Genomic DNA, 21,768 nt, shown 5'->3' with positions numbered 1-21,768 from the left:
CATTTTAGTTTCTATCTAGCAGCTATTATAAGCAATAATGTTGTTTAATAATAAAAATATTCATAGACCGTAAGCTGAAGATTTTATTCGTTTGTTTGATGGGATTTAAGACCAAAAACAATCTTAAATAATTATGTATTTAGAAAATAATGTCCATTGTTGTTTGTGAATAATTCCGTTCATGGATTTACGACGCAAGATATAGACCTTTGTTTTTTATAATTATGGAGCACAAGAATTTTGCGGCATCATCCATTTGCTAACTCTAAAGCACTTTGAAAAAGTAAACGACCGTCAACACCTCCATGAGCGGGTTCAATAAAGTTTTCAGGATGAGGCATCATACCAAGAATATTACCAGCTTTATTAACAATACCAGCAATATCTTTTATTGAGCCATTAGGATTTGTATTTTCTGTATAACGAAAAACAATTTGTTGATTATCTTCCATTTGTTTTAATGTTTCACTATCAACAAAATAATTCCCATCGTGATGGGCAACGGGACAACGAATAATTTGTCCTTTAGAATAATATCGAGAAAATTTTGTCTTGGCGTTGACGACTTCAAGTTTGATTTCATGACAAACAAATTTTAAAGAAGCGTTACGCATTAAAGTACCGGGTAATAATCCAGCTTCCAACAAAATTTGAAATCCATTACAGATTCCTATTATTGTAGTCCCTTCTTGTGCTTTTTCACGAATGGCCTTTAAGATAGGGGTTCGCGCTCCAATAGCGCCACACCTTAAGTAGTCGCCATAAGAAAAACCACCAGGAATAATAATAACATCTACATCTGGAATTGTTGTTTCTGTTTGCCAAATTTTTAGTGGTTCAACTCCCGTTATATGATGTAATGCTGCAATCATATCTCGGTCACGATTTAATCCAGGAAGTTGAATGATAGCAGTTTTCATGAGCGTTCCACTTAAAGAAGTTCGATTGTATAATTTTCGATGACAGTATTTACGAGTAACTCTTCACACATCTGGTTAAGTTTTTTCTTTGCGCTTTCAGAAGGTAGATCATCAAGAACAATATCAAAAACCTTTCCTTGACGAATGGAATGAATGCCCTCGAAAGCTAAACTTTTTAAAGCACCAACAATTGCTTCTCCTTGTGGATCAAGAACGCTTTCTCTTAAAGTAACTGTAATGCGTGCTTTCATTTTTTGCTTCCTGTTGTTAAAAGAACCTCTCCTTTGAAGAGGGGGTATTTATATAAGGTGATAATATTTTACCTTGTTTTTATTTTACGAGAACGGGACCACTTGGTCGTGTAGGTTCATTTTCATTCATAATACCAAGACGTTTGGCAACTTCTTGATAGGCATTAATAAGCCCACCCATATCACGACGAAAACGGTCTTTATCCATTTTTTCTTGTGTGTGCATATCCCATAGTCGTGCAGAATCAGGAGAGATTTCATCAGCAAGAACAATGCGCATTGTTTCATCTTCCCACAGGCGACCAAATTCCATTTTAAAATCAATTAATTGGATGTTAACACCGGCAAAAAGCCCAGAAAGAAAATCATTAATACGAATTGAAAGTTGCATGATATCTTCTATCTCTTGTGGGACAGCCCACCCAAAAGTTGTGATATGTTCTTCCGTTACCATAGGATCATCGAGAGAATCATTTTTATAGTAGAATTCAATGATGGATTGCGGAAGCGGGGTTCCTTCTTCCAGTCCTAAACGCTTAGCAAGAGAGCCGGCAGCAACATTGCGAACAACAACTTCCAACGGAATGATTTCCACCGCTTTAATAAGCTGTTCGCGCATGTTTATACGTTTGATAAAATGTGTTGGGATGCCCAAACGTCCAAGATGGCTAAAAATATGTTCCGAAATTCGGTTGTTTAAAACCCCCTTTCCATCGATAATTTCATGTTTTTTTGCATTAAAGGCAGTTGCATCATCTTTAAAAAACTGAATATAAGTCCCTGGTTCAGGTCCTTCATATAAAATTTTAGCCTTGCCTTCATAAATACGGTGGCGACGATTCATCATGATTCTCTATTTATCTTGAGAGGTTTTTAATAACATTGATAAATGATACTATCCTAATTGATAGAATTTCTCAATGATATTGCTATGATACTTTTATAATTTTTGTCATTACACGTTTATCCAAAGGTGAAGATACATAAGCGATGAGAAAGAAGATCATCTCTTTTGGATCAAATTTTTGCAAGAAAGTGAGAGAGGACCATAAGCCCTTCAGGCCAAGGTCCGTGTCCGGATTCTGCGTTAATATGGCCAGAATACCCAGCATCAACAAAGAGTGATCCCCAATCATTGGCAATTTTTTCTGCTACTGAAAATTGACAAAACTCATCGTTGCGACTGGCTATGACAATAGAAGGAAAAGAAAGCTTTTGGCGATGATAGGGGCCAAATGTCATTAAATGTTTGGGACGTATTTTTTCATTGGCGACATCTGGAGGTGCAACAAAGAAAGCGCCACAAATTTTTTCTGTATTTTGTACAGTTGCATGAATAACACTGGGAACTCCTAATGAATGAGCAATAAGCATAACAGGCCTTTGAGCTTTTGCGATGGCGGTTTTAACTTTGTTAACCCACTCTTCACAAACAGGCTTTGACCAATGGAGTTGTTCAATGCGGCGGGCTGTCGACAATTTTTTTTCCCAGCGTGTTTGCCAATGATCTGGACCAGATCCTTTGTAGCCAGGAACAATAAGAATATCGAGTTGATTTGCTTTCATGAATTGTTTTCTTTGTTACAACAGATTTTTGATCATAGGTGGAATGGATTTTGGTTTTCTATGTCGCTTTATTGTTCTTCAAAAACACGTTTAAAAATCGTATTTATATGTTTGGTGTGGTAAGAAAGATCAAATTTTTCGCGAAGTTCTTCTTCACTTAAAGCTTTGGTAACATCTTTGTCGTTGAGGAGTTCTTCTAAAAAATCTTTTCCTTGTTCCCAAACTTTCATCGCATTTCGTTGTACAATCCGATAAGAATTTTCACGACTAATCCCTGCTTGTGTGAGTGCTAAAAGAACCCGTTGTGAGTGAACAAGACCGCGGAATTTATTGAGATTTTTTTGCATATTTTCTGGATAGACAATGAGATTTTCAATGACAGATGTGAGGCGAGAAAGAGCAAAATCAAGTGTAATCGTCGCATCTGGAGCAATATAACGCTCAACAGATGAATGGGAAATATCACGTTCATGCCAAAGAGCTACATTTTCCATGGCCGGGAGTGCAAATGCACGTACCATACGGGCTAGTCCAGTTAAATTTTCTGTTAAAACTGGATTACGTTTATGAGGCATTGCCGATGAACCTTTTTGCCCAGGTGAGAAATGTTCCTCTGCTTCAAGAACTTCTGTTCGTTGTAAATGGCGTATTTCTATTGCTAGCCTTTCAATAGAGGAAGCAATAACACCAAGTGTTGCAAAAAACATAGCATGACGATCTCTTGGTATTACTTGGGTGGAAACCGGTTCAGCACGCATCCTCAAGGCTTTTGCTACATGTTCTTCAACGCGTGGATCGATATTAGCAAAAGTTCCTACAGCTCCTGAAATCGCGCAAGTAGAAATTTCTTCTCGTGCGGCAAGAAGACGTTTGCGACAACGGGAAAATTCAGCGTATGCAAGAGCAAACTTGATTCCAAAAGTTGTCGGTTCAGCATGAATGCCATGACTCCGCCCAATGGTGATTGTTTCTTTATGCTCAAAAGCACGTCTTTTTAATGCTTCAAGAAGTTGATCTATATCCTCTAGCAAAATATCACTCGCACGCATCAATTGAATGTTCAGCGTTGTATCGAGAACATCAGATGATGTCATACCTTGGTGGATAAAACGTGCTTCTGGTCCAATGAATTCAGCGAGGTGGGTTAGAAATGCGATAACATCATGTTTGGTAATTGCTTCAATTTCATCAATGCGATTGACATCAAATTTAGCTGCTGCCCCTTTTTCCCAAATGACTTTGGCGGCTTCTTTCGGAATAATCCCTAAGTGAGCAAGGGCATCACAGGCATGGGCTTCAATTTCAAACCAAATACGATATTTTGTTTCGGGAGACCAAATTGTTACCATTGCAGGGCGGGAATAACGTGCGATCATCATTTTTTTCCTTGTTGTGAGAGGATTGCGGCTTGGCGCAATGCACTAATACGTGTTTTGTAAAGCTCTTTATTTCCATCTTTATAAATTGCAGAGCCTGCGACAAATACATTTGCACCAGCTTTTGCAGCTATCCCAATTGTATCAACGGTGATACCACCATCAACTTCAAGGTCAATAGGGCGGTTTGCAATCATGCTTTTAACGCGCTTAATTTTATCTTTTATTTCTGGAATAAAACTTTGTCCACCAAAACCGGGATTGACCGTCATGATGAGAATGAGATCTAATTGATCAAGCAAATATTCAAGCATATGTTCAGGGGTGCTTGGATTGAGTGCGATTCCTGCTTTTTTCCCCATTTTTTTGATTGTTTGGAGTGAACGATGAAGATGTGGACCTGCTTCAGCATGAATAGTTATAATATCTGAACCTGCTTTTGCAAAAGCTTCTAAATAAGGGTCTACTGGTGCGATCATCAGGTGGACATCAAATATTGCTTTTGTTAATGGGCGCAGAGCTTTGACGATTTCAGGACCAAAGGTGATGTTAGGAACAAAGTGCCCATCCATAATATCAAGATGAAGCCAATCTGCACCAGCATCAATAACATCTAACATTTCTTGTCCAAGTTTAGAAAAATCAGAAGCCAAGAGAGAAGGCGAAATGAGATGAGCATGGGGCATTAAAATCTCCTTAGATTGGCAGTTTTTATCATATCGCTGTGTATACACAAATATTTTTTGTGTTATGACGGAAAAGAAAAAATATGTATTATAGGTCTTTTTATGGAAAGATCGCTTGAAATTTTAAAGCTTTATAAGTGAAAGATATGTCGAATCATAAAACATATTTGATGCCTGAACTTCAACATAAACATACTATTGCGGTTTCTTCCCAAGAATATCGAGACGCCATGAGTCTTTTTGCAGGAGCTGTGCATATTGTGACAACAAATGGTATTAAGGGAAGACGCGGGGTGACTGTTTCGGCGTGTTGTTCTTTATCTGATAATCCTCCAACCCTTCTTGTTTGTCTTATGCGTCATAATTTAAAGAATCAGGTATTTATGGAGAATGGAAATTTTTGTGTTAATAGCTTGGCAGGAAAACATCGCTCATTAGCGGATGTTTTTTCGAGGCGTTGCAATTCTACACAAAATGAGCGTTTTGATGTTGCTCAATGGGGAGCTTTGCAAACGGGGGCGCCTAGTCTTTCAGACGCTCTAGCGTCGTTTGATTGTCGTTTGATTTGTTGGCACGAACACGCAACTCATTGTGTTTTGATTGGTGAGGTTGTTGCAATTAACTGTAATAAAGAAAAAGATGCTTTGATGTATTTGAAACGTGAATATCACACTTTGCCTTTATAAAGATTTTATTTTTTGCATTGATGAAATGATTTATTGTTGCTTCATTTAGATTTTAAACAATGTAGAGAGTAGGGGAGGGATGGCTCTGATATCTGATTTCCTTCTTTTTAAGGTTTTTCAATAAGCGAGAAAAATGATTCTGGATGAGATTTAATCAAGAGTTCAATCTACATAAATAAAGTGATCAAACCTAAACAGTACATTTAAATATATTCGTCGATTGTTATGAAAAAACATTTTACTCTTGTGTTGATGGGTATTGCACAATATATAGACCGCACATAGCATATGTGGAGGTTTTTTATTGCATGAGCGAAGAGATTTATGGTCAATATCGCCCTAGTGAAGATGAGCCTTTTATGAATGAGCGGCAAAAGGCGTATTTTCGTGCTAAATTGGTTTCTTGGAAGAATGATATATTAAAAGAAGCTCGTGAGACTTTGGAAAATTTGCAGGAAGAGAATGTTGGTCAACCCGATTTGACTGATCGGGCTTCTTGTGAAACTGATCGTACAATCGAATTACGTGCTCGTGATCGTCAGAGGAAACTTATTTCAAAAATAGATGCTGCTTTAGAGCGCATTGATAATGGGACATACGGTTTTTGTGAAGAAACCGGCGAACCCATTAGTATAAAGCGTCTTGAGGCTCGGCCGATAGCCGTTTTGTCATTGGAAGCGCAAGAACGTCACGAACGACGTGAAAGAGTTTATCGCGATGATTAAGGTAAGGTTATTAAGATGATAAACAAACGAAATTCGTGGTGATAAAATTGTATATTTTTATTTTTGAGGGGTAGGAATGAATAAAGATGGTTCTTGCCGCCCCTCAATTTCGGCGGTGATGGTTGAATCTTTTACCGCTTGATTCGTAAAAGGAGAGGGACTTTTATCCGATATATCGTTTCTTTCTGTAGAGGTGGAATTTAGATGTGTGTGTGTTTCTCTCTTTTGTATTTTGGATGTACCGGTAATATCGGATTCTATAACCATATCTGTTAATCCACCAATAAGGAGCAAATGTTCTTTATTATCGCAACGGATTAAAACAAGGCGGCGTGCTCGATCTATAGAAATTACTTCACATAATGCTAATCGCGATAGGCTTTTTTTTCTATTAATGTTGAATCTTCTTGTATTTAAACGGCGTAAAAATACGATAATTATGGTAATAGCTGCGATTGTTATTAAAAAAATCAAAAAGCTTATCGTTATGTTTGCCGCAGATACACCTATTTGCTCTGATAACCAGATATACATAGATTTTCTCCCATTTTGTATGGAAATATTATTTTTTATTGAGATAAATTTATAAACATACCCTCAAAAGGTTCACTTATAACGTAAGAAATAAACTTTTGAATATTAAGCGATCTTATCTTAGATAATATCATAGTATATACTTTATAACAACATAACAACGAATATAAAGGAAGTTTTGTGACATAAGAAATAGCTATAAGCTAAGGCAAAGAGAGATGGATAAAGATTTTGAGAATAATGAAAGATCAGCGTCTTCGTTTCATCGGAGAGTTGTTATTTTTGGTGTTGTTTTTGTATTAGGTTTTCTTTTCATTGTGGGTATTTTAGGTTTTTTTTATACACAAAACTATTTGCAACAGGCGATATCAATATCTTTTTTGATTCTAGCAATGATCGGTGTTGCAACACTCGTTTTGTGTGGAATGGGAATTTTAAGATATCATGTGTGGTCGCATGAAGATTTTGATTTTAGCATCTTTAATAGGAGCGATGATGCAATTGTAATCTCTGATCTTTCTGGTTTTGTTTATTATTCTAATCAAAACTATCGAAAAATTCTGACCTATAGGCCTGAAGTGTCTTGTTATAGGGTTATTGCGGATCTTCCAGGAGCTGGTGCCCTCTCGTACCGCTTAAAGGTTGCAGCCTGTAATAATCTTGCAGCGCAAGAGGAATTAAGAGTAGAACAGCCAATTTTTACCGATTCTACACCAAAAAAGTCTGTTTGGTATAATATTTCCGTTCAACCTATCACAAAACAGAAAAAAAAGCTTTTATTTTGGCGTATTACTGATATTTCGCACTTACAACAAACGCGAGAAGTTTTTTTCTCGAACCTTCAAGAGGCTATCAATCACTTGGATCAAGCTTCTATTGGTTTTGTATCCGTTAATAGACAAGGAACTATTCTTTATGCCAATGCGACTTTTGCAGAATGGTTTTCAATTGATTTAGCTAATTTCTCAATTGGTCAATATAATTTTGATTCGTTATTTGATAGCGTTGGCGCTAAGAGCTCATGGAGTGATATCTGTTTACAAACCAACAGATATCAAAGTTCAGGTTACTCTTTACCTTATAGGCTTTCGTTATGTTTAAATTCACACACGACTTGTGAGAAAATATTCCATTGTCTTATATCTGTTTCTTCTCTCTTAGAAGAGGAGGCTATTTATCGTATTGTGATCATTCCACAACAAATACAAAAAGAAGAGGACGATCAATTAAAATTACCCCGTATATTAGGAGAATATTTTGATGCGAGTCCTTTTGCAATAGCCGTGGTGGATCATGCAGGGCAATTGGTTCATATGAATAAAGCTTTTTCATCACTCACAGGATGTATGGACAAAGCTGTCAATTTTTATGATGTTATTTCTCGTCGTGATTGTGTGCAGTTAGAGCGTTCTTTTCAGAGAATTGCAACAAATAAAAATTATTTTGTTTCTCTAGAAACTGTTTTAGAAAAAAATGAAGAATGCCATTTACGGCTCCATATTATGTCTGTACCGCCCTATCATGGTGATGTATTGCAAGATTTGCTTATTATCTCTGTGATTGAAACAACCGAACAAAAAACTCTTGAAGATAAAATGATGCAAAGTCAGAAGATGCAAGCTGTAGGACAATTGGCTGGCGGCATTGCTCATGATTTTAATAATGTTTTAACAGCAATTTTAATGTCGTGTGATCTTCTTTTAAATACGCATCGTAGTTCTGATCCTGCTCATGCTGATCTGATCAATATTAAAAATAATGCTAATCGTGCAGCTGCTCTTGTACAGCAATTATTAGCTTTTTCTAGAAAGCAAACACTTCGACCTGAAGAAGTTGATTTTACAGAGTTTTTATCAGACATTCGCAATCTTATTTTACCACTTTTGGGTAATAATATTCAGTTAAAAATTATTCATGGAAGAGATTTGTGGAGCGTTGAAGTTGATCAAGCATCTTTTCAGCGTGTTATTATGAATTTGGTTATTAATGCGCGTGATGCCATGTTAGATGGAGGTATTGTTACGATTGCGACAAATAATATTACAAAGCAACAAAGTGCTGAATTTAATCATCTTGGATTAGCAATTGGCGAGTATGTGCAATTGACTATTTCAGATACAGGAGCTGGTATATCTGCTGCTATACAAGAAAAAATGTTTGAGCCATTTTTTACAACAAAAGAAGTTGGAAAAGGAACAGGACTTGGTTTATCAATGGTTTATGGAATTATCAAGCAGAGCGGTGGGTATATTTATTGTGAAAGTAAAGAAGGTGAAGGAGCAACATTTCATATTTTTCTTCCCCGTTATATCCCCAATATAAAAGGAGAAATTTCTCAAAAGGTTGAAAAAGATGAAGAGAAAGATAAAAATATAGACTTAACAGGATCTGCGACTGTTTTATTGGTTGAAGATGAAGATGCGGTCAGAATGGGGGGGGTAAGAGCTCTTCAAATGAGAGGATATACGGTTTTAGAGGCTGCAAGTGGGGTGGAAGCACTCTCTATTCTTGAGGAACAAAAAGGAGATGTTGATATTATTGTTTCCGATGTGGTGATGCCAGAAATGGATGGGCCCACTTTATTGAAGGAAGTCCGTAAAAACTATCCTGGTATCAAATTTCTTTTCGTTTCTGGATATGCAAAAGATGCTTTTGCTAAAAATCTTCCACAAGATGCTGTTTTTGGTTTTTTATCTAAACCTTTTACACTCAAACAGTTAGCTGTAACAGTTAAAGAAACACTTTCGTCATGAGCAAAAATTTATGCAATAGAAAAAGTGCGTATTTTAAGATTTTTTAGGCTAAATACGAGAGCATTTTGATAAATAGAGCTTATGATAATGTCATAGAACTAAATAAAGAAGAAGAATTTTGAAAATGAAATAAAATTCAAAAAAATCACATGTTTTGTGCAAAAATTTATTGAAGAGATGGGCTCTATTATGTCAACATTTCATAGAGATTTTCAATTGTAGATACTGAGCAGAAACTATGTATAAAGCATTGAAATATGCTGATTAATAGATTGTTGATACACTCAAAAAGATAAAAGCTGTTGTTGCGTATCTATCATTTTGCTCTTTCCTTCAATAAATGCTTTTAAGGCTTCGGGGTAGAGTTTATGCTCTACTTTAAGAACTCTTTCTGCTAAGCGCTCAGCAGTATCATGGGGATAGACTGGAACGGCTGCTTGGGCAAGGATTTTTCCTGCATCCACGTCTTCTGTAACAAGATGAACAGTGCAACCCGTAATTTTTACACCTGCTTGTAAAGCTTTTTCATGTGTGTTTAAGCCTTTAAATGAAGGCAAAAGAGAAGGATGAATGTTTAAAATTCGTCCTTCATAAAGTTTTACAAAACGTGGTGAGATAAGGCGCATATACCCTGCAAAGCAGAGAAAATCTGGTTTATATTGATCTAAAATCGTAAAAATATTTTCTTCATGCTCTTCTTTTGTTTTGTAAATTTTACGATCAACAATATGAATGGGTAAGTTATGATTTTGTGCCTTTTCAATACCATTTGCACGCGGATTATCGCAAATAACAGCGACAATTTCAGCAGGATATTCCGTTTGTTGGCTTGCTTGAGCAAGGGCGATCATATTCGAACCATTACCAGAAATAAAAACGACAATTTTTTTTTTCATAAATTCAATACCCCTTTATAAAGTATTCCTTTATTTTGATCTTGGCGTTTTATTAAAATGCCAAGTGGAGTTACAGTTTCTCCTTTTCTTTCAAGAGCTTGTGTAATTGCTTCAGCTGCATGCTGTGCTACGATAATGATCATGCCAATACCACAATTGAATGTTCTTAACATTTCTGTTTCTTCTATTTTACCTTGTTTGGCAATCCATGAAAATACTGCTGGAACATTGATGGTAGAAAGATTAATTTCAGCGCAGAGAGAAGATGGAAGGACACGTGGAATATTTTCAGGAAAGCCTCCACCCGTAATATGAGCAAGAGCTTTAATCCCTTCATATTTTCGCATGATGGGAAGAAGCGATTTTACATAAATGCGTGTTGGTGTAAGAAGTGCTATACCAAGGCTGTTTTCAGGGGAAAAAGGGGCAGGGTTATTCCATTTGAGATAATTTTGCTGGATGATTCGTCGAACAAGCGAAAAGCCATTGGAATGAATTCCAGAGGAGCTTAGACCTAATATAACATCACCTTCTATCAAATCTTTTGAAGGGAGTAGCTTGCTGCGTTCGCATGCTCCTACAGCAAAACCGGCTAGATCATAATCTCCCTCTGCATACATTCCTGGCATTTCTGCAGTTTCTCCTCCAATAAGAGCAGCACCGGCTTGTTTACATCCTTCTGCAATACCAGAAACGATTGCCGCCCCTTGTTCAGGGTCGAGCTTTCCAGTTGCAAAATAATCCAGAAAAAAAAGCGGTTCAGCTCCTTGTACAAGTAAATCATTGACACACATAGCAACGAGATCAATACCTACAGTATTATGGTGACCTACTTCGATAGCAATTTTTAATTTTGTTCCCACTCCATCATTGGCTGCTACGAGGATAGGATCTGTAAAGCCAGCGGCTTTTAAATCAAAAAGGCCACCAAACCCACCAATTTCTGCATCTGCTCCGGCTCGTTTTGTAGCGCGTATAAAGGGTTTGATTTTTTCTACCATGGCATTACCCATATCGATGTTTACACCGGCTTTTGCGTAGGTAAGGCCGACTTTGGATTTATTCTTTATAAGATCTTGATTGCTCATTGGAGCCTTCCTTTAATGGAAAATCAGGTTTTGATATTATGCAATGCCATGATAGAGTTCTCTCTGCAAGAGATATTGATAAGAAAATAAGCAACTTTTCTTGTAGCTTATTTTGAAGTTGTTTATAATTCTTTGTGAAGTTTTTTTTAGGATATTTTATGAGCAAGATATCAGATAATCACGGACAGTCTTCTTGGAAACTTATGAGAAAGAAAGTGAGTGAGAATACATCTCGTGATCGTTATAAGACTTATGTGCCAGCGTATACTCAATTACCGTTGCCGAATAATATGAAAAGACAAATCTTTTTTTGGCTGGGTACGCTGATTTTTTTCATTCTTTTTATGTTTGTTTTTGGATCGATTTTGCTTCCTTTTGTGGCAGGGATTGTGTTGGCTTATTTTCTCAATCCCATTGTTCAATTACTTGAAAAATTTGGTATTCGTCGTGTGTTTGGGACTGTCCTTATTACCTTATTTATTGTTATTATCTTTGTTGCTGCTTTAGTTATTTTGATTCCTGTTATTAGTTGGCAAATACAGCAGTTTATGAGTGATGGTTTACCTGTTTATATTAATCGTATTCAAACCTTTTTTGTTGAGCATGATTTTGATTGGTTAAGGCGCTATTTTGGAAGTGATCCAAATGAATTACGGAATAATATTAAAGGATTTTTGGGCGAAGGTTCGGATTTTATTACGTCTCTTTTGAATTCACTTTTAAAGTCAGGAAAATCTATCGTTAATATCGTTAGCCTATTTGTTGTGGCACCTGTGGTGGCATTTTATATGTTATTAGATTGGCCACGTATGGTAACAGCAATCGATTCGTTAATACCGCGTGATCATCTTGAAACCGTCCGTAGTATTTTTCATGAAATGGATAGAGCTATTGCAGGCTTTGTTCGTGGACAAGGAACAGTTTGTCTCATATTGGGAGGCTATTATGCTATTGGTTTAACGATTGCAGGACTCAATTTTAGTCTTTTGATTGGTATGTTTATTGGTCTTATTAGCTTTGTTCCTTATATCGGCACAATGAGTGGTTTGCTCCTTTCTGTTGGTATTGCATGGGTCCAGTTTTATCCCAATAATTGGGGAGGAATCATTGTTGTGATGGCACTTTTTTTAATTGGTCAATTTATTGAAGGTTATATTCTTCAACCCAAGCTTGTAGGTTCATCAGTGGGATTACATCCCGTATGGTTGATGTTTTCACTTTTTGCTTTTTCTTCACTCTTTGGTTTTACTGGTATGCTTGTTGCTGTTCCTGCAGCAGCGGCTGTTGGCGTTTTAGTTCGTTTTGCTCTTCATACTTATCTGAGTTCTCAGATGTATTCGCGAAGCGGAAATTCGGAGCCGCTAAAATGAATGGGTGTGAAACGCAATTATCTTTAAATTTTCCTTATGATCCGATTTTTCAATTTGAGGATTTAGTGGTAACGGAAAGTAATCGTATGGCTTTTCAGCTTATTGATCACTGGCCCAATTGGAGCTTACCTATTGCAGTTTTAGTTGGTAAAGAAGGATCTGGAAAAACGCACTTTTCTAATATATGGCTCCAAAAAGCAGATGCTTTCAGGATTCAGTACAATGAACTTGATCAGGCTGTTACTATGGCTTCTTTAGGAAGATCATTTTTAATAGAGGATATTGATACAGGTGAAATCAATGAGACAGAACTTTTTCATTTAATTAACAGTATTAAGCAAACAAATCTTGATGCACGACAAGCTACTTTATTGATGACGGCACGAACACTTCCTTCCGCTTGGAATTTAACGTTAAATGATCTAAAAAGTCGTCTTAATTCGGTGATGTTCGTTGAAATTAATCAGCCTGATGATGCATTGTTAACAGCTGTTGCTTTTAAGCTTTTTTCCGATAGGCAACTTATTGTACATCCAGATACGGTTTATTACCTTGTAAGTCGTTGTGAACGTTCTTTATTTTCATTGAAGCGTGTTATTGATTCTGTTGATCAGTTGGCATTACAAAGAAAAAGAAAAATAACACGTGCTGTTATTGCTGAAGTTTTGAATAGAAGAAATCCGTAAATACTCTTTATCGCGGCTTACCTATTCTGACCTTTTATTATCGTTTCAATATGTGAAAAGACAAGTCATTTAAATTTTTTCTTTTTTGGATATCTATATAAGAGAGAAAAATAGTGTTTTTTACTTTTGTCATGTGATTATTTTAAATAACTTTGAGATTTTATTGTATGATATTGAATTTTTTTCATCTTCGCATTTGAAAATTTTTCTAAAAAGAGCGCTTTATTTTATTTATAATGAAACCTTTGTGCTTTGAAAAAATGTTTGTTGTTTATGAATATGAATTGTCGCAGATTCTAGAGTTTTTAATAAAAGAGTCCTTGGGAAGATAGAAAAAGAGGAGAAAAAAGCTTAATACAGCTGAATTCTTTGGCTTATGTTCTCTTTGGGAAAATTTTTCTATGATATTTAAGTTGTTTTTTTCTAAAACTGTATCTGTGAAATGCGTTTTGATACAGTGAGAGCTTGCTTAAAACAGGATAAAAATTATGAAGTCTTTATAGAGAAATTCATTCTTTTTTAATATAGATTGGATTTTTTACGGAGGTTATTTTCTACTATTTGTCAATAAATTTGTTATTGAGTAGGGGAAAAAATTAAAAAATGTGCTTTTTTGTAAAGAAATGCAACAAAATTTAAAAAAAGTGTGTTTTTCTCTTGCACTTCTGTTGTGAAAATTTTAGGAAATGTGCATCAAGTAAATGTAAATGGCGGAGCGTAGCGCAGCCTGGTAGCGCACCTGATTTGGGATCAGGGGGTCGTAGGTTCGAATCCTATCGCTCCGACCATATTTGATTGAGTGTGTGAAAATGACCAAATTGGGTACGTGTGATGAGAAACTATCATTCAAGCGTTGTTTAATCTTAAGGAAAAAGACATGATCGCACGTATTTATAGTCCTGCTAAGACAGCTATGCAGTCAGGGAAGGGGAATACAAGTTTTTGGGTTCTAGAGTATGAGCCGATGAAAGAAAAAATGCTTGAACCTCTTATGGGATACACGGCAACGTCTGATATGAATAATCAGGTAAGGATCCGATTTAATAGGAAAGAAGAAGCGATTGCTTTTGCACGTAAGAATGCTATCTCTTACCGTGTAGAAAAGAAACATACATCGATTCGACGTGCTATTTCTTATTCTGATAATTTTCGCAGTGATCGGCAGCAACCTTGGACACATTGAATTAAAAATGCTATTTTGAATTGAGAAAATAATCAGTTGGGTCCCGTAGCTCAGCTGGATAGAGCAACGGCCTTCTAAGCCGTGGGTCACAGGTTCGAATCCTGTCGGGATCACCATGTTTAAATAATATCAATAGGCTATAAAGAGAGTTTTCCTCTTATTGTATTAGCTTATTTTTCTGTATAATCCCGAACCTTTTTGATGTTTTTTGGTTGATTTTGTTGCTAAACGTTTTTCTATTGACTGTTTTAGTATAAAATAATGCTGTTTTACCTTTTTTCAGTAAAAATTGTTTTTGATTACTGAAACTTATAGCATTGCATTTTCGTGCCGCGTGTTGCTACTACATTACATGCTTTAGGAAACAGATTGTAAAAATTCTTTTTTAAGAGCTTCTTTTCATTTTTCTGAAAATGAATATTTTATTTCTTAGATTAGATTTAAGCATTGCTGCTAATGCTGGTGAAATTGCAAAAAAAACATCTATTGTAATTTTTTTATTTTTTATGAATAATATTATTATATTTTTCAGCATGACCTTTAGTAAGATCGACTTTGATTATATACAAGGCATGATGGATGTGATTTAGAACAGTTTATGAAACATTGAAGAATAAAAACGATATCTGTTTATGATGAGAATTTACAGGCGGCACAAGAGGTGGAGAATATCTTCTTGTCTTGGAAGCAGTGGATTCATAACGAATTGCTTTTTTATAGTTTTTTCGTATAAGAAGGTGTTATATGTGCCGCCCAGATAAGATATTGTTTTTTTCAATGAGAGGCATTTGCGGACAATTTGATTTAACGTGATTATCACTGTTTCTCAGGTGTGGTTATAGATATTCATCAATATTTAGGTTTTCTTAGTCTTATCGGTTTAGGAATATATGCTGTGTATTTATATGAATGGAGATAGATTGTATCTCAGAATTAAGTTTTTAGATTTCATATTTAAATTTTCAAATGTTTTTTCTTATTTCTTTATAGTTTGTACATCATATTAGAGGTATTTTAATATTGGATAACAATCACATTAAAATGTTATGCAGATGAGATCTGAAGATCTAAATTCACACGATTCAAGGTGATCATTATTTCAATAGAAATACAGTGTGAGGAGAATGCCATTTTATGCGCTTGTTTTAAGAGATATCTCTTAAAGCTCACTTCACGCTAGCGCTCGTGAATAGTACAATGATAAATCCATTGAGCGCCTCCATCTTTATGCTTATGAAGTAACAAGCCGGCACCATCATTATATTTGCCAACCCCCAATGTTGCGACAGATCTTGCATTAAGACGGTTCATAAGGACCGTTTTTACTCCTTTTTTGTACAAATTTGATCCATACACTCATCCCACTTGTTATGTGCAAATGAGTGATTTTGATTGATTCAAGATAAGCAGGTTTGAAATGAGAGAATCCTACGTTATTCGGGTTTCTAATTCAATATGAATAACGCTATATTATCATTATAAATCAATACCTTGCCATTACAAGGGAGAAATCTACATACCTAACAAGTGAGTTTCTTACGTTTGAATATCTCGCATAAAGATAAGCATCTTACGGAAAAAATCGGAATTTTGCCTCGTGGCGCTTTGATCACTTCGATGAAGGCTTTTGTCAAGACCGCGTTTTCTGAGGCAAAATTAAAGATAGGCAGCACCTATGGAGGCAATGAGTTCAGTGAAAAAGACATCAAAGCCCAAAATACGCAAGATTTTACACCAACAGACCAAAAGGTTTTTACTCCAGAGGATAAAGAAATGACCCTTTATGCAACACGAGATAAAACCACTGATGCTGGTGAATGTATTGTGGTTGTGCAATTCGTGACAAATCATTGAGGGGATAAGACATGGCAGATTATTTACCACAGCCCTTGCAAGGGAGAAGTCTTCATACGCAGCAGGTAAGCTTTTTGCGGCTTAATTTTAGCTATGAAGATAAAGAAAACGCTATGAGAATAGGTACGCTACCTCGTGGTGCTTTGATTACTTCGATCAAAGTATATGTTAAGACAGCATTTTCGGACACGAAGGTAAAAATAGGCAGCACTGCTGGAGGGACTGAGTTTGGGGAAGCAGAAATCAAACAGCAGGCAGTCAAAGAAGTTAAGCCCACCAATCAGAAGGAATTTGTCCCTTATGATGAAGAACTTACTCTCTATGCTAAAGCGGACAAAACGGTACAAGCTGGTCAAGCAAGTATAGTCGTTGAATTCGTAACCAATCACTAAAATTGAGAGGAGATATCTATTAACTCCTCTCAGTTTATGAATTAGCAGATTGTACAGAGAGTTGTAAATTAAGGGCAGATAAGACAGCGACTAAGGTAGAAAGTTTAGGGTCACCTGTTTTGCTTAAAGAGCGGTATAATCCACTGCGTTCTCGATTGGTTTCTTTTGCTAAAGCACGCATATTTTGAGAGCGAGCAACAATACCAATGGCATCCGCTATATGAGCAGCATCACCAGTTTTGAAGGCTTCATTGAGAAATGCTTGTTGTACTTCAATGTCTTCAAGATATTCTTCTGGTTTAAATGGGGTTATTTTCATCACTGTACTCCTCTTTTAACTTTAATGCTTGTTCGATATCCCTTTTCTGCGTTGATTTATCTCCACCGCATAACAAAAGGATAAAATCAGAGCCTTTTTGGATAAAATAAATTCGATAACCAGCACCATAGTGGATACGTAATTCACCTATGCCATTAAAGAATTTAACATCACCGAGAAGACCTTGTTTTAAGCGTATAACACGTTGAAGAATAATAGCCTTAACGCTTTTATCTTTAAGTTTCTTAAGCCAAGTATCAAATTCTATCGTTTTATGAATGAACACCATTAGTGCACTGTAATACACATAATGTATAATGTCAATAATAATATTCCTCACAGAAAGGTATTTTGATGACACGTCATTATATTCGGGTTAAGACCGGAGGATCGATACCTGTAAAGCGAGATGTTTATCGTCATAAGAGAACACTTTCGCACTTAGTGTCGGTCATTCAAGATGAGATTGATGACATAGCCGATGAGTATGTTCATCAAATCCAAGAAAGCATTTTTGCAGCTATTCGTTTTTGTGAACGAGAGACCTTTTACTTTAACGAAAGCCGTGATGTGGTGTTTGAGACACGGGCGGGACAAGGTGTTTATGATGCAAGCACTACCCGCCCTATTGAAACAGCTGTTAAAATCAAAAACGTTTATCTGAGTTCTGATCAACATCATAAGTTTGCATTGGAGTGTAAGGATCATGTTTCTTTAGAGCCTTTGTTATCATCAGAGCAGCAAGGAACGCCGGTTTGTTACAGTTATTTTGATAGGAAATTATATCTTTATCCCACGCCGGATAGAGCCTATCAGATTCAACTCATTCTCTCTCCATTGCGTTTATCAGAGATAGTACTCAGTATAATATCAAAAAATACAATAAAGTCAATAGGTTGTTTGTAATTATTTTATATGAATCCACTTAAGAATCCACACTTTTATACGTGATTCATTTGACTATTTTTTATATAAGATTGCCATGCATGAATAGACCCCAAAAAGCTAATCATAAAGAAGTTTAAGAAGAAAAAACAACTTCAAAATGTCCTTCAAGCGTTTTAACTTCTTTCGGATTAACAATAATCTTTATATCGTTTCCCAATTTTGCCAAACACTCAAGCATTTTCATTTCACTAATTCCTCGAAATTCTCCACTTAAGAGTTTAGACAGTTTTGGTTGAGTCATTTTCAAAAGTTGACTAGCCTGTTTTTGTGTTAAGTTCTTTTCTTTCAGAATTTGACTAATCTTATGAGCAAGTTGCGCTTTGATAAGCATCTCTCTGGAATCTGAAAAGCCAAGATCCGCATAAACATTGGAACTACCGTGAAAAACATTGATCATTTTAATTCCCTTCTAATTGTTTTGCTAACTTGAGACGTTCTTTAATCAGATTAATGTCTGGTTTTGGTGTTGCAATGCCACGGGTCGATTTTTTCTGAAAACAATGCAACACATAAAGAGATTTTTTATATTTTATCGTATAAACAGCGCGATAAGTTCCTTGAATATCGCGTTCAATAATTTCTAGAACATTGGCAGATCCAAACCCCTTGAGAACCTTAACATTTTCTCCTCTATCTCCTATCTGAGCAAGATAAAGAGCATAACCAATCCTTTGTTGAATAAGATCAGGAAGACTTTTTATATCTTTGAGTGAAGAACCAAGCCATATGATACGTTTTATTTTACTCATGATTATTAATATACCCATATGGGTATATTTTCAAGTGGTTATTCTAATTTTGTGATTTTTTAATAACTATTATTAATAAAATTGACTTGATAAAAATGGTAACAAAAAACCATAATTGTTTATTTGTTTTATGAAAAGCTGCTTTTGAAAACCAATGCTTGCGAGCTAAAAAGAACGTTTTTACAAGACATTCACTTAATATGCATTTGCTTTTGATTGGATTGTAAAAGCTACCGAGCGTTTTGATTTGTTTGATACGTTTGATAGCCATAACAAGCGTTTTATAGGCTCTCTCATTCAAATGAGTGATTAAAGATCATATGCATCATTTACGTTTCTTTTGATAAGTTTTCATATCTCTCATAGAGCGCTTGCAATATGATACGTTTTGTATATATGCATTCATTACTCCATTGTGGATGATTCATTTTAATCAATAAGAAACGCTATTTGAAAGCCGCGTCATATCATTTGACACGGCTTTTTTTATGTTACTCTCTCTTTTATGATATGTTTATAGCAATGCATTTTATATGCGTTTATAACCATAAAGAATGCACGCCCCCCCATATCTCTTTTTATTCTGTTTTATCAGTTATATTGATAACATTATCTCTTTCATACACCTCACAATTTTTTGGAACCAACCTTACTTTGCTTTTTTTGTTGATTTTTGCATTGCCATAAGCACGCCCCCAGATCGTTGCACAATATGAGATTTTAGCATTGCCATAAACAGAGCCATAAATCTCACAAGAGCCACTCACACAAGCATTCCCATAAACCTTGCCATAAATCTTTGCACGACCATTAATAACAGCATAATTATAAATTTTTGCATGGCTATAAATACAAGCCAAGCCAGAAACCTTGGCATGACCATAAACGCGTGCATAACTAAAAACCGTAGCATCATAAGAAACATGCGCATGATCATAAATATGAGCATCAGCAAGAATGCGGGCACTACCATTCACATGAGCATTACCATAAATATTGCCATAAACATGAGCATTGCCATAGACAAAAGCATGGTCATAAACTTTAGCATATTGAGAGATAAAAGCTTTTCCATAGACTTCAGCATTGCCATAAACTTGACCACAGACTTGAGAAAAATGGCGTATTTTTGCATTTTCATACACTCTTGCATGACCATAGACACAAGCCTCATCATACACCCAGCAATTACCTTCATGAGATAAGTTGCTTTCATTTTCAATATACCCCCCTAAATCGCCTTTTTTGACATCATCAAAATCTCTTAAGGCTCTAATTCGAGTTAAAAAATGACCATCGATATATTCACAATCATCAATAAATTCGTATTTTTTGCAGGCTCTTGTTGATTAACAGACGCGGTCTCATTCGCAATATTAGAGATAACGGGGGTGTTTTTTGAGATATTTATCATAATTAAAACCTTACGGGTTAATAACGTTTTCAATTGACACTCTATAAGAGCATCGGGCGTTGAAAACACGGCCGTAAGTCCGTTGTTATGCTTTTCCCATAAATGGGTATTGTATGGCATAACCACGCCCGACAAAATTCTCATATACTAACAAAAGCATAAAAGCTAGCCAGTATTTTAAAGACATGGGAGAGGCTGTTTCGTAACCTATCCGCTTACGGTTTAAGTGTTTTCATCACTTGAGTATTTATATAACAAAATACGTATTTATTGTCAAACAATATTTTATCTTTTTTATGTTTTTTCTTATTTTTTAAATACGTTATGTATTGATAATATCTTATGCTTATTAATTGCTTCTTTTATATTTATATGCTTTTAAAGCTATATTATAGGTTTTATGAAACGATTGCGTTATTTTCTGAATCTATACATTTATAATATTTAGAAAAGCTCTCATTATGCGTATTTTTAGCTTTATAACCTATCATTTTTTTACTAAATGAATTTTAAATTTTTTGTGAATTTTGTTTATAAGGGGCTCTAATTTAAACAACCTTAATAGCACCGCGCTCTTATAACAAATGCTTTCATTTGCATTTTTGCTTTCTCTATAGTTGTTATGTTCTTTATAGCCATGGCATCATTTTTCATGTTCATAAGAGAAATGATAAATAGGATAATTGTGATTTATTGCTTGTTATGAAAACATCTCAATAGAAACTGATCATTATAGAGATGAGCAAAGTCCCTTTTAATAAACTTTTGTCAGTCTTGTCAGTTCTTTTTAGAACCTATATCATTTTTTTCAAATGAGAAAAATTAAAATCATTATATTTCAATAAGTTAAGTTTTATCAATTTTTCAAAATACAACTTATTAAAACAACAATAACAAATAAATACAACTGTAAATATATATTTGTCAGTTTGTGTCAGTACATTGAATCGACAAAAGTGATCATTTAGTGAATGATTAAAACATGTCTTATGAGAGTATGTGATCTTTTAAAGCCTTTCAAAAGAAAGGGATTATAATCATAATAAATGCTATCAAGACCATTATGGTTATGAGTTTTGGAGGTGCTTTTTACGCCCCCCTTTACATATTTTTCAATAAAAAATAAAAGTCATTATATTTCAATATATTATTTTTTATCAATTTTTCAAAAAACAACCTATATCAATAGTACAACCTATAAATTCAACTAATGCTCTATGTTTTGTAAGGGTTTTGGGGGGGGGTGAAAACATTCAAAACCTATAAGTAATATAAGAAAATGAATATACATAACCCTCTTTAAACAAAGCTTTTGAAAAGGATAAAGCTATCATTTTAAATTACGATATAATCTCTTAAAGGCAATCCAAAT

Annotated in this window: 23 protein-coding genes, 2 tRNA genes and 2 pseudogenes; 11 read left to right on the top strand and 16 right to left on the bottom strand. The window is 35.3% G+C overall.

All coding sequences use genetic code 11. The features are described 5' to 3' along the window. Positions 1-248: 248 nt before the first annotated feature. From purQ to rpe, 6 genes are all read right to left on the bottom strand, one after another. Positions 249-920 (bottom strand): phosphoribosylformylglycinamidine synthase subunit PurQ, encoded by a 672-nt coding sequence (gene purQ / locus ACFIM8_RS03775; protein ID WP_375614534.1) that lies wholly within the window; start codon positions 918-920, stop codon positions 249-251. Positions 921-931: 11 nt separating this feature from the next. After that, positions 932-1,171, bottom strand: coding sequence for a phosphoribosylformylglycinamidine synthase subunit PurS (purS, locus tag ACFIM8_RS03770; protein WP_375606635.1), 240 nt, complete (start codon positions 1,169-1,171; stop codon positions 932-934). Between the two features lie 79 nt (positions 1,172-1,250). After that, a complete protein-coding gene (gene purC, locus ACFIM8_RS03765; RefSeq protein WP_375606723.1) occupies positions 1,251-2,015 on the bottom strand; it encodes a phosphoribosylaminoimidazolesuccinocarboxamide synthase in 765 nt (254 codons plus the stop codon). Positions 2,016-2,188: 173 nt separating this feature from the next. Then, positions 2,189-2,737 (bottom strand): RBBP9/YdeN family alpha/beta hydrolase, encoded by a 549-nt coding sequence (locus ACFIM8_RS03760; RefSeq protein ID WP_375606634.1) that lies wholly within the window; start codon positions 2,735-2,737, stop codon positions 2,189-2,191. A gap of 68 nt (positions 2,738-2,805) precedes the next feature. Next, a complete protein-coding gene (purB, locus tag ACFIM8_RS03755) occupies positions 2,806-4,113 on the bottom strand; it encodes an adenylosuccinate lyase (protein ID WP_375614559.1) in 1,308 nt (435 codons plus the stop codon). Beyond that, positions 4,113-4,799: a ribulose-phosphate 3-epimerase gene (gene rpe, locus ACFIM8_RS03750; RefSeq protein ID WP_375614533.1), complete on the bottom strand. Its 687-nt coding sequence runs from the start codon at positions 4,797-4,799 to the stop codon at positions 4,113-4,115. Before rpe ends, purB begins: the two co-directional genes overlap by 1 nt. A 146-nt stretch (positions 4,800-4,945) precedes the next feature. On the opposite strand from rpe, the gene ACFIM8_RS03745 reads away from it, so the two are divergent. Then, positions 4,946-5,485, top strand: a complete 540-nt coding sequence (locus tag ACFIM8_RS03745; protein WP_375606632.1) for a flavin reductase — start codon at positions 4,946-4,948, stop codon at positions 5,483-5,485. Positions 5,486-5,793: 308 nt separating this feature from the next. Beyond that, positions 5,794-6,210, top strand: a complete 417-nt coding sequence (gene dksA / locus ACFIM8_RS03740; protein WP_375606631.1) for an RNA polymerase-binding protein DksA — start codon at positions 5,794-5,796, stop codon at positions 6,208-6,210. A 57-nt stretch (positions 6,211-6,267) separates the two neighbouring features. On the opposite strand, the gene ACFIM8_RS03735 is transcribed toward dksA, so the two are convergent. Beyond that, positions 6,268-6,744 (bottom strand): hypothetical protein, encoded by a 477-nt coding sequence (locus ACFIM8_RS03735; RefSeq protein ID WP_375614532.1) that lies wholly within the window; start codon positions 6,742-6,744, stop codon positions 6,268-6,270. 218 nt (positions 6,745-6,962) lie between these two features. On the opposite strand from ACFIM8_RS03735, the gene ACFIM8_RS03730 reads away from it, so the two are divergent. Beyond that, a complete protein-coding gene (locus ACFIM8_RS03730) occupies positions 6,963-9,497 on the top strand; it encodes a response regulator (RefSeq protein WP_375614531.1) in 2,535 nt (844 codons plus the stop codon). Positions 9,498-9,781: 284 nt separating this feature from the next. Here ACFIM8_RS03730 and purN read toward each other — a convergent pair whose 3' ends face one another. Next, complete coding sequence (gene purN / locus ACFIM8_RS03725) at positions 9,782-10,393, bottom strand: phosphoribosylglycinamide formyltransferase (RefSeq protein WP_375614530.1); 612 nt, start codon at positions 10,391-10,393, stop codon at positions 9,782-9,784. Then, positions 10,390-11,481 carry a phosphoribosylformylglycinamidine cyclo-ligase gene (gene purM, locus ACFIM8_RS03720; RefSeq protein WP_375614529.1) on the bottom strand — a complete coding sequence of 364 codons (1,092 nt, stop codon included), beginning with the start codon at positions 11,479-11,481 and terminating at the stop codon, positions 10,390-10,392. Before purM ends, purN begins: the two co-directional genes overlap by 4 nt. A gap of 158 nt (positions 11,482-11,639) precedes the next feature. On the opposite strand from purM, the gene ACFIM8_RS03715 reads away from it, so the two are divergent. The 5 genes from ACFIM8_RS03715 to ACFIM8_RS03695 all read left to right on the top strand — a co-directional run bounded on the left by ACFIM8_RS03715 (position 11,640) and on the right by ACFIM8_RS03695 (position 14,836). Further along, positions 11,640-12,851: an AI-2E family transporter gene (locus tag ACFIM8_RS03715; protein WP_375606626.1), complete on the top strand. Its 1,212-nt coding sequence runs from the start codon at positions 11,640-11,642 to the stop codon at positions 12,849-12,851. Then, entirely contained in the window at positions 12,848-13,537 is a 690-nt protein-coding gene (hdaA, locus tag ACFIM8_RS03710; RefSeq protein ID WP_375609379.1) for a DnaA regulatory inactivator HdaA, read from the top strand. The genes ACFIM8_RS03715 and hdaA overlap by 4 nt, the downstream gene beginning before the upstream one ends. Positions 13,538-14,248: 711 nt before the next feature. Then, positions 14,249-14,325: transfer RNA gene (locus tag ACFIM8_RS03705), tRNA-Pro, on the top strand. Positions 14,326-14,414: 89 nt separating this feature from the next. Further along, a complete protein-coding gene (locus ACFIM8_RS03700) occupies positions 14,415-14,720 on the top strand; it encodes an ETC complex I subunit (RefSeq protein WP_375606624.1) in 306 nt (101 codons plus the stop codon). 39 nt (positions 14,721-14,759) lie between these two features. Beyond that, positions 14,760-14,836, top strand: a tRNA-Arg gene (locus ACFIM8_RS03695). A 1,063-nt stretch (positions 14,837-15,899) separates the two neighbouring features. On the opposite strand, the pseudogene ACFIM8_RS03690 reads toward ACFIM8_RS03695, so the two are convergent. After that, positions 15,900-16,031, bottom strand: a pseudogene (locus ACFIM8_RS03690) (integrase); the annotation flags it as partial. Positions 16,032-16,247: 216 nt separating this feature from the next. On the opposite strand from ACFIM8_RS03690, the gene ACFIM8_RS03685 reads away from it, so the two are divergent. Then, positions 16,248-16,574, top strand: a complete 327-nt coding sequence (locus tag ACFIM8_RS03685) for a hypothetical protein (RefSeq protein WP_375606623.1) — start codon at positions 16,248-16,250, stop codon at positions 16,572-16,574. An 11-nt stretch (positions 16,575-16,585) separates the two neighbouring features. Further along, positions 16,586-16,966 (top strand): hypothetical protein, encoded by a 381-nt coding sequence (locus ACFIM8_RS03680; RefSeq protein WP_375606622.1) that lies wholly within the window; start codon positions 16,586-16,588, stop codon positions 16,964-16,966. Between the two features lie 34 nt (positions 16,967-17,000). Here the strand turns inward: ACFIM8_RS03680 and ACFIM8_RS03675 are convergent, their stop codons facing one another. Further along, positions 17,001-17,285 (bottom strand): addiction module antidote protein, encoded by a 285-nt coding sequence (locus ACFIM8_RS03675; protein ID WP_375606621.1) that lies wholly within the window; start codon positions 17,283-17,285, stop codon positions 17,001-17,003. Continuing rightward, a complete protein-coding gene (locus ACFIM8_RS03670; protein ID WP_375606620.1) occupies positions 17,266-17,574 on the bottom strand; it encodes a type II toxin-antitoxin system RelE/ParE family toxin in 309 nt (102 codons plus the stop codon). The genes ACFIM8_RS03675 and ACFIM8_RS03670 overlap by 20 nt, the downstream gene beginning before the upstream one ends. 65 nt (positions 17,575-17,639) lie before the next feature. Here ACFIM8_RS03670 and ACFIM8_RS03665 point away from each other — a divergent pair. Next, a pseudogene (locus ACFIM8_RS03665) lies at positions 17,640-18,140 on the top strand (hypothetical protein); the annotation flags it as partial. 166 nt (positions 18,141-18,306) lie between these two features. On the opposite strand, the gene ACFIM8_RS03660 reads toward ACFIM8_RS03665, so the two are convergent. The 4 genes from ACFIM8_RS03660 to ACFIM8_RS03645 form a co-directional block, all read right to left on the bottom strand. Continuing rightward, positions 18,307-18,630, bottom strand: coding sequence for a helix-turn-helix domain-containing protein (locus tag ACFIM8_RS03660; RefSeq protein WP_015856199.1), 324 nt, complete (start codon positions 18,628-18,630; stop codon positions 18,307-18,309). Between the two features lies 1 nt (position 18,631). Beyond that, on the bottom strand, positions 18,632-18,982 hold the full coding sequence (locus ACFIM8_RS03655) for a type II toxin-antitoxin system RelE/ParE family toxin (RefSeq protein ID WP_375606619.1): 351 nt from the start codon (positions 18,980-18,982) through the stop codon (positions 18,632-18,634). A 578-nt stretch (positions 18,983-19,560) separates the two neighbouring features. Further along, positions 19,561-20,301 (bottom strand): hypothetical protein, encoded by a 741-nt coding sequence (locus ACFIM8_RS03650; RefSeq protein WP_375606721.1) that lies wholly within the window; start codon positions 20,299-20,301, stop codon positions 19,561-19,563. Next, positions 20,265-20,516, bottom strand: a complete 252-nt coding sequence (locus tag ACFIM8_RS03645; RefSeq protein WP_375606618.1) for a hypothetical protein — start codon at positions 20,514-20,516, stop codon at positions 20,265-20,267. Before ACFIM8_RS03645 ends, ACFIM8_RS03650 begins: the two co-directional genes overlap by 37 nt. Between the last annotated feature and the right edge of the window lie 1,252 nt (positions 20,517-21,768).

It is taken from the genome of Bartonella sp. AC535YNZD (assembly GCF_042196625.1).
Classification (GTDB): Bacteria; Pseudomonadota; Alphaproteobacteria; order Rhizobiales; family Rhizobiaceae; genus Bartonella.
Note: the sequence above shows the minus strand (reverse complement) of the source record. Positions and strands in the feature narration are given on the sequence as shown.

Excerpts from the sequence above, each read along its gene's own strand:
- ACFIM8_RS03730 (WP_375614531.1), top strand. The coding sequence starts at position 6,963 with ATGGATAAAGATTTTGAGAATAATGAAAGATCAGCGTCTTCGTTTCAT.
- ACFIM8_RS03660 (WP_015856199.1), bottom strand. The coding sequence starts at position 18,630 with ATGATCAATGTTTTTCACGGTAGTTCCAATGTTTATGCGGATCTTGGC.
- ACFIM8_RS03760 (WP_375606634.1), bottom strand. The coding sequence starts at position 2,737 with ATGAAAGCAAATCAACTCGATATTCTTATTGTTCCTGGCTACAAAGGA.
- hdaA (WP_375609379.1), top strand. The coding sequence starts at position 12,848 with ATGAATGGGTGTGAAACGCAATTATCTTTAAATTTTCCTTATGATCCG.
- purC (WP_375606723.1), bottom strand. The coding sequence starts at position 2,015 with ATGAATCGTCGCCACCGTATTTATGAAGGCAAGGCTAAAATTTTATAT.
- purS (WP_375606635.1), bottom strand. The coding sequence starts at position 1,171 with ATGAAAGCACGCATTACAGTTACTTTAAGAGAAAGCGTTCTTGATCCA.
- purB (WP_375614559.1), bottom strand. The coding sequence starts at position 4,113 with ATGATCGCACGTTATTCCCGCCCTGCAATGGTAACAATTTGGTCTCCC.
- purM (WP_375614529.1), bottom strand. The coding sequence starts at position 11,481 with ATGAGCAATCAAGATCTTATAAAGAATAAATCCAAAGTCGGCCTTACC.
- ACFIM8_RS03670 (WP_375606620.1), bottom strand. The coding sequence starts at position 17,574 with ATGGTGTTCATTCATAAAACGATAGAATTTGATACTTGGCTTAAGAAA.
- ACFIM8_RS03675 (WP_375606621.1), bottom strand. The coding sequence starts at position 17,285 with ATGAAAATAACCCCATTTAAACCAGAAGAATATCTTGAAGACATTGAA.
- dksA (WP_375606631.1), top strand. The coding sequence starts at position 5,794 with ATGAGCGAAGAGATTTATGGTCAATATCGCCCTAGTGAAGATGAGCCT.
- ACFIM8_RS03680 (WP_375606622.1), top strand. The coding sequence starts at position 16,586 with ATGGCAGATTATTTACCACAGCCCTTGCAAGGGAGAAGTCTTCATACG.
- rpe (WP_375614533.1), bottom strand. The coding sequence starts at position 4,799 with ATGCCCCATGCTCATCTCATTTCGCCTTCTCTCTTGGCTTCTGATTTT.
- ACFIM8_RS03655 (WP_375606619.1), bottom strand. The coding sequence starts at position 18,982 with ATGAGTAAAATAAAACGTATCATATGGCTTGGTTCTTCACTCAAAGAT.
- purN (WP_375614530.1), bottom strand. The coding sequence starts at position 10,393 with ATGAAAAAAAAAATTGTCGTTTTTATTTCTGGTAATGGTTCGAATATG.
- ACFIM8_RS03735 (WP_375614532.1), bottom strand. The coding sequence starts at position 6,744 with ATGTATATCTGGTTATCAGAGCAAATAGGTGTATCTGCGGCAAACATA.
- ACFIM8_RS03700 (WP_375606624.1), top strand. The coding sequence starts at position 14,415 with ATGATCGCACGTATTTATAGTCCTGCTAAGACAGCTATGCAGTCAGGG.
- ACFIM8_RS03745 (WP_375606632.1), top strand. The coding sequence starts at position 4,946 with ATGTCGAATCATAAAACATATTTGATGCCTGAACTTCAACATAAACAT.
- ACFIM8_RS03715 (WP_375606626.1), top strand. The coding sequence starts at position 11,640 with ATGAGCAAGATATCAGATAATCACGGACAGTCTTCTTGGAAACTTATG.
- ACFIM8_RS03645 (WP_375606618.1), bottom strand. The coding sequence starts at position 20,516 with ATGCCATACAATACCCATTTATGGGAAAAGCATAACAACGGACTTACG.
- purQ (WP_375614534.1), bottom strand. The coding sequence starts at position 920 with ATGAAAACTGCTATCATTCAACTTCCTGGATTAAATCGTGACCGAGAT.